This is a genomic window from Pseudomonas sp. TYF_14 (genome assembly GCF_043105275.1).
In the GTDB taxonomy this organism is placed as follows: domain Bacteria; phylum Pseudomonadota; class Gammaproteobacteria; order Pseudomonadales; family Pseudomonadaceae; genus Aquipseudomonas; species Aquipseudomonas alloputida.
Genome location: NZ_JBICLK010000025.1, coordinates 34,070 through 40,074, shown reverse-complemented (window position 1 = coordinate 40,074; position 6,005 = coordinate 34,070). Strand labels below are relative to the sequence as shown.

7 protein-coding genes and 1 pseudogene are annotated in these 6,005 nt (G+C 54.9%); 1 reads left to right on the top strand and 7 read right to left on the bottom strand.

The window, feature by feature from the left end; all coding sequences use genetic code 11:
- From ACF8O8_RS06975 to rfbB, 7 genes and pseudogenes are all read right to left on the bottom strand, one after another.
- A partial coding sequence (locus tag ACF8O8_RS06975) for an acyltransferase family protein (RefSeq protein WP_392509433.1) occupies positions 1-313 on the bottom strand: 313 nt, incomplete at its 3' end.
- Positions 314-546: 233 nt separating this feature from the next.
- Positions 547-728, bottom strand: a pseudogene (locus ACF8O8_RS06970) (DUF3077 domain-containing protein).
- Positions 729-932: 204 nt separating this feature from the next.
- On the bottom strand, positions 933-1,184 hold the full coding sequence (locus ACF8O8_RS06965) for a hypothetical protein (protein WP_392509432.1): 252 nt from the start codon (positions 1,182-1,184) through the stop codon (positions 933-935).
- A 419-nt stretch (positions 1,185-1,603) separates the two neighbouring features.
- Positions 1,604-2,152, bottom strand: coding sequence for a dTDP-4-dehydrorhamnose 3,5-epimerase (gene rfbC, locus ACF8O8_RS06960; protein WP_010952819.1), 549 nt, complete (start codon positions 2,150-2,152; stop codon positions 1,604-1,606).
- Positions 2,152-3,033: a glucose-1-phosphate thymidylyltransferase RfbA gene (rfbA, locus tag ACF8O8_RS06955; RefSeq protein ID WP_010952820.1), complete on the bottom strand. Its 882-nt coding sequence runs from the start codon at positions 3,031-3,033 to the stop codon at positions 2,152-2,154. The genes rfbC and rfbA overlap by 1 nt, the downstream gene beginning before the upstream one ends.
- A gap of 11 nt (positions 3,034-3,044) precedes the next feature.
- Positions 3,045-3,947, bottom strand: coding sequence for a dTDP-4-dehydrorhamnose reductase (gene rfbD / locus ACF8O8_RS06950; RefSeq protein WP_010952821.1), 903 nt, complete (start codon positions 3,945-3,947; stop codon positions 3,045-3,047).
- Positions 3,944-5,044, bottom strand: a complete 1,101-nt coding sequence (rfbB, locus tag ACF8O8_RS06945; RefSeq protein WP_392509431.1) for a dTDP-glucose 4,6-dehydratase — start codon at positions 5,042-5,044, stop codon at positions 3,944-3,946. The genes rfbD and rfbB overlap by 4 nt, the downstream gene beginning before the upstream one ends.
- 147 nt (positions 5,045-5,191) lie before the next feature.
- Here rfbB and ACF8O8_RS06940 point away from each other — a divergent pair, with 147 nt between their 5' ends.
- Positions 5,192-5,965, top strand: coding sequence for an acyltransferase (locus tag ACF8O8_RS06940; RefSeq protein WP_392509430.1), 774 nt, complete (start codon positions 5,192-5,194; stop codon positions 5,963-5,965).
- The last annotated feature ends 40 nt before the right edge of the window (positions 5,966-6,005 follow it).

The window sequence follows — 6,005 nt, the reverse complement described above, 5'->3', positions numbered from 1 at the left end:
TGTGTAGGGGGTATAAACGGCTGAAGCGGTCCCATGCGAAGCGCGCGGCAGGTAGCGAGCGGTCGGCCACCTCGGCGGCGAACAGCCAGTAGAACACAAAGCCGGACAAGGTAAAGAACAGTTGCACCGCCATACCGCCATGCTGATACAACATCTTGAACTGGCTGAACAACGGCTGCAGGGTCGGGTCAAATTGTGCGGGTGTACTGCCCACATAGAAAAAGTGCTGCCAGTGCCAGAACACGACGCACAAGGCGGCAAAGCCGCGCAGGACATCGAGGGTGTAAAGCCTGTTGCTGGTAGATGGGGGCATGGGGTGCTGATTACCTGAGTCGCTGGGCCTTCAAGCCCGTGGAGTGCTTGAAGCGCCGATAACAGGCTGTTGAGCGCCCTGTTCACTTACTTGGCCTTTTTTACGCCGGCAGCCTCTTGCTCCGCTGAAAGGGGCGGCATTGTAGCCAGAATCCCCCTTCAGGAAAAGCAGATGGCGGCCATGCCATATCCGTCGGCCTGCATGGCACCGGAGCCATCGCTGTAACAGGTCGCTCAGCACATCATGCCTAGCTCGGCATCATCCATCAGCGCTTGAGCCAACGCGCATACACAGTGTGAAGCCCAGATCAGTTGCGGTTTGTTTTCCATCAATCCGTCCAGGGTCATGTCCCGTGTGTAGCCATCAGCTCTGAGACCTGTTCCCGAGAGCTCTGGCATGGGATGCCGGCTTCGATGCGGAAGAGGGGGCGACTGGTTTTGCCGACAGTGAATTAGGTTTCCTACCGTAGACATTGTTCAATTTCCCGAAATCGCTGCAGCCTGGGTAGGGGGCACCCCGGCCATCCCCCACATCAGTTGCACAAGCGCCAACGTGCAAAGATCGCAGCCTGAAAGGCGAGGCTGTTTTGCCTGCGATAGACCCAACCCGGGCGACACAATCAGTTAAGCCTCAATGAGACGTTTTTGGCTAAGAGGGCATATGTAACTGCAGCAGCTGCGGCCCAAAGCAAGGGCAGCAGCGTCTCCTGTTCATACATGGACGTCATCATCACAATCGACGCTGGGGCCTTGGGCTGCAGCAACATCGCTTGATGCACGGGGATAGCGGCGCATAGCGCGTAAACCGTGGCTGGACCAATATCTTCAAGACAAATGGTGCTGAGAGGTGGATCAGGAGCTATTTTCAACATGGTTACACTCCAGCAATGGTTGAGCTGCTATCCACCTCGCTGTCAAACGGGAGGGTGGCAGTTGTACTTGGGTTGACAGACCGAGATTGTTGGCACTCGGCACACATGAGGGGGCCCGCACGTACAGCCGCCATAAGCGTAAGCACACGGACAACAATTGACGGCCTGCCAAAACCGGTCACTGATTTGGCAGCGACGGGTCGAGACTAAGTCTCACGATTAACGTGTGCAATGGAAAACAGGCGCAGGGGTATCTTTGGGAAATGGCCTACAAGGAAGGGGCAAATTCTGATTATTTGCCAGGCCATGCAGCGGTTGCTTCTTAGTGGCGTGTGAAAAACGCCACTATCGGCAAGACCCGGTATGGCATGTGTTCAGAGACAAGGCTGCGCTATCGCAGCCCTTCTCCGCTAAAACCGTTAGTCGAACAGTTCGGCGTCAGCCAATGCGACCCCAAGCTGGTCCTTGCCAGACAAGCTTGGTACGGAGTCGATGGGCCATTCGATACCCACTGCCGGATCATTCCAGGCAATGCAGCGCTCGCACTGCGGCGAGTAGAAGTCGGTGGTCTTGTAGAGGAACTCTGCGGTTTCACTCAACGTGACGAACCCGTGTGCGAACCCTGGCGGGATCCACAGCTGGTTCTTGTTCTCGGCCGACAACACCGCACCTACCCATTTACCGAAGGTTGTGGACGAGCGACGGATATCCACCGCAACATCGAAGACTTCGCCTTGCACCACACGCACCAGCTTGCCCTGGGCGTGAGGTGCCAGCTGATAGTGCAGGCCACGGAGCACGCCTTTTACCGAGCGCGAGTGGTTGTCTTGTACGAAGTCGGGCTGCAGGCCGGTCACTTCGCTGAAAACACGGGCGTTGAAGCTCTCGTAGAAGAAACCACGTTCGTCGCCAAAAACCTTGGGGGTAAACAGCACGACTTCGGGGATATCCAGCGGAATGGCTTGCATCAGAACACCTTCTCTTTCAGCAAGTTCTGCAGATACTTGCCATAACCGTTTTTCAGCAGTGGTTGAGCCAGGCACTCGAGTTGCTCAGCGTTGATCCAGCCAGCGCGGTAGCAAATTTCCTCAGGGCAGGCGACTTTCAAGCCCTGACGGCGCTCCATGGTTGCGATGTACTGGCTAGCCTCCAGCAGACTGTCGTGCGTGCCGGTGTCGAGCCACGCATAGCCACGGCCCATGATTTCGACCTGCAACTGCTGCTGCTGCAAGTAAAGGTTGTTGAGGTCGGTGATTTCCAGCTCGCCACGTGGGGAAGGCTTCAGCTCGCGAGCCAGATTGACTACCTGATTGTCATAGAAATACAGGCCGGTGACCGCATAGCTAGACTTTGGAACTGCCGGTTTTTCTTCCAGCGACAATACGCGACCGCTATCGTCAAACTCCGCTACGCCATAGCGTTCTGGGTCATGAACATGATAAGCGAATACTGAAGCACCGGATTCACGTTTATCTGCGTTCAATAGCAGTGCCTGGAAGTCATGGCCGTAGAAAATATTGTCACCGAGAACCAACGCAGAAGGGTCGTTACCGATGAAGTCAGCGCCGATGGTGAACGCTTGCGCCAAGCCATCCGGGCTTGGTTGTATTGCGTATGACAGGTTCAGGCCCCACTGGCTGCCATCGCCCAGCAGCTGTTCGAAGCGCGGGGTGTCCTGCGGGGTGGAAATGATCAGGATGTCCCGGATACCAGCGAGCAGCAGGGTGCTCAGCGGGTAGTAGATCATCGGTTTGTCATACACCGGCAGCAGCTGCTTCGAAACCGAAAGTGTGGCCGGATGCAGGCGTGTACCCGAACCGCCGGCCAGAATAATTCCTTTACGAGCCATGAGAGTCCCTATTACTGGATTTCGTCCAGCATACGTTGCACGCCTTGCTCCCAAAGCGGCATTTTGAAATTGAACGTGTTTTCCAGTTTGCCCAGTGCCAGGCGCGAGTTGCGCGGACGTGGTGCAGGTACTGGATAAGCTTCGGTGCTGATTGCGGCAACCTTATCAGCTGTCACTTTCAGCGCTACGCCAGTGCGTTGAGCATGCGCCAGCACGAACTGAGCAAAACCATGCCAAGAGGTTTCACCGGACGCAGCCAAGTGGTAAATCCCTGCCAGGTGACGGTTGTCTTGCCCATTGAAGATTTGCCGCAGGATGTGTGCAGTAACGTCGGCGATCAGGTCAGCGCCCGTGGGTGCGCCAAATTGGTCTGCTACCACGCTCAACGTCTCACGCTCCGCCGCCAGGCGCAGCATGGTCTTGGCAAAATTGTGCCCGCGCGCAGCATACACCCAGCTGGTGCGCAGTACCACGGCCTTGGCGCCGCTGGCGAGAATGGCATGCTCGCCTTCCAGCTTGGTCCGGCCGTAGACCGAAAGGGGGCCGGTAGGCGCAGTTTCCTCCCAGCGCTGACTGCCGCTGCCGTCAAATACATAATCGGTGGAATAGTGAATCAACCAGGCGCCCAAAGCTGCTGTTTCACGTGCTAATACAGCAGGAGCCGCGGCATTGATCATTGCAGCCAGTGCCTGATCGCTCTCAGCTTTATCCACTGCAGTGTAGGCAGCAGCGTTGACGATCACGTCCGGCGCCAGCTGACGAATCGTAGCGGCCAAGCCGTCCAGGTTGGACAAGTCGCCACATAAGCCCTCGGCCCCCTGACGATCCAGCGCAATGACCTCACCCAGCGGCGCCAAGGCGCGCTGTAGCTCCCAGCCTACTTGCCCGTTTTTCCCCAACAGCAGGATTTTCACGCTTTATTTGCCCCGTATTGTTGTGCCACCCAGTCACGGTAGCTGCCGTCCATGACACCTTTTACCCATTTCTGGTTGGCCAAGTACCAAGCGACTGTCTTTCGAATGCCCGTCTCGAAGGTTTCGGCAGGTTTCCAGCCGAGCTCCCGCTCGATCTTGCGTGCATCGATGGCATAACGGCGGTCATGGCCTGGGCGGTCGGTTACGTAGGCGATGAGTTCTGCATACTGTTCGACAGGCTCGCCGGTCTTCTGATTGATTACCTGGCGCGATGCCGCAGGTGCCATCTCGTCGAGAAGGCTGCAGAGTGTACGCACAATGTCAATGTTGGCTTTTTCATTCCAGCCGCCAATATTGTACGTCTCGCCGAACGCACCGGCTTCCAGTACGCGACGGATGCCCGAGCAGTGATCTTCGACATACAGCCAGTCGCGGATTTGCTGGCCGTCGCCATAGACAGGCAGCGCCTTACCGGCGAGTGCGTTGACGATCATCAGCGGGATCAGTTTTTCCGGGAAGTGGAGCGGCCCGTAATTGTTGGAGCAGTTGGTAGTGAGTACCGGCATGCCGTAGGTATGGAAATACGAGCGTACCAGATGGTCGCTGGCTGCCTTGCTGGCGGAGTATGGGCTGTTCGGCGCGTACGGCGTGGTTTCGGTGAACGCCGGGTCGTTTGGCCCTAGTGTGCCGTAGACTTCGTCGGTAGAGACATGGAGGAAACGGAAGGCCTCCTTCTCTGCACCTTCCAAACTATTCCAATGCGCCCGGGCGGCTTCAAGCAAGCGAAACGTGCCCATCACGTTGGTTTCGACAAACGCTTCGGGGCCGGTGATTGAGCGGTCTACATGGGATTCCGCCGCGAAGTGAACCACGGCGCGCGGGCGGTGCTCTGCGAACAGCTTGGTCAGAAGCGCAGCATCGCAAATATTGCCTTGCACAAAGCGATGCTGAAGGTTGCCTTCCAGCGGCTGCAGGTTGGCCAGGTTGCCTGCGTAGGTCAGGGCGTCGAGGTTGAGGACGGGTTCCTCATTGTGCGCACACCATTGCAGTACGAAATTTGAGCCGATGAAGCCGGCTCCGCCTGTTACCAATATCATTTAGTGTCCTTGGTTGTTTGGGTAAAAAGCTGACGGCCACACTCAGGTGTGGGCGGGGCCGATGTCCATTGTAATCTGAGTTAGTTTTGGAAGACTACCAATTCTTTGTAAGCAATCCGAACGAGTAACTAACCAACAGTATTTTACATGTTCGCCAAGGTATCCAGGCTGAGGCCAGAGATGAGGGACGCCCTTAAGTCAAAGCACCAGATTTATCGCTTTTTGGCTCAAATAGCTATACGTTCAACGCTTGCATATTTCTGGAATTGGAACTATCTTATATTGTCTATTCTTGGAATAGTTATCCGGAGGGGATGGAGAGTGGCTATTACTGTATCGGATCTCGGGCAAGATAATATTCTATTGATTGATCCGGATGTTATGGAGAAATCAAGTGCTCGTATCGTTCTGAAGGGGAGTGGTAATGTACTTAAAATTGCAAGTCAGTGTGTGTTGAAGTCCGCGTCCATAGTATTGGGGAGTAGGTGCAATGTAAGCTTGGGAGAGCGATCTCAGTTGGCTAGTATTGATATTTACTGTGCTGACGAATGCGAAATTTTTGTGGGTCGTGGAGTTTCATGCACTTGGTCCTCTAGGCTGTATGCGCATGAGCCTTCTCGTATTTTTATTGGGGATAGGTGTCTTATTGCTAGTGACGTTAGTATTATGACTAGCGATATGCACACTATATATGATGTTGCTACCGGTGAGCGGATAAATAAGGCGCAAGATATACATATCGGAGAACATGTCTGGTTGGCTTCCTCTGTTAAAGTGATGAAAGGTGTCAAAATTGGTGATAATTCTGTAATCGGGGCAGCCTCCATTGTTACCTCTGATGTGCCTAATAACTGCGTGGCAGTAGGTGTTCCAGCGAAGGTTGTAAAAGAGCATACTAACTGGGATATAGCTTTGCGGTGAGTGGGTGGCAGGGCTATGATTGGTTGAGTAAAAGCTGGTA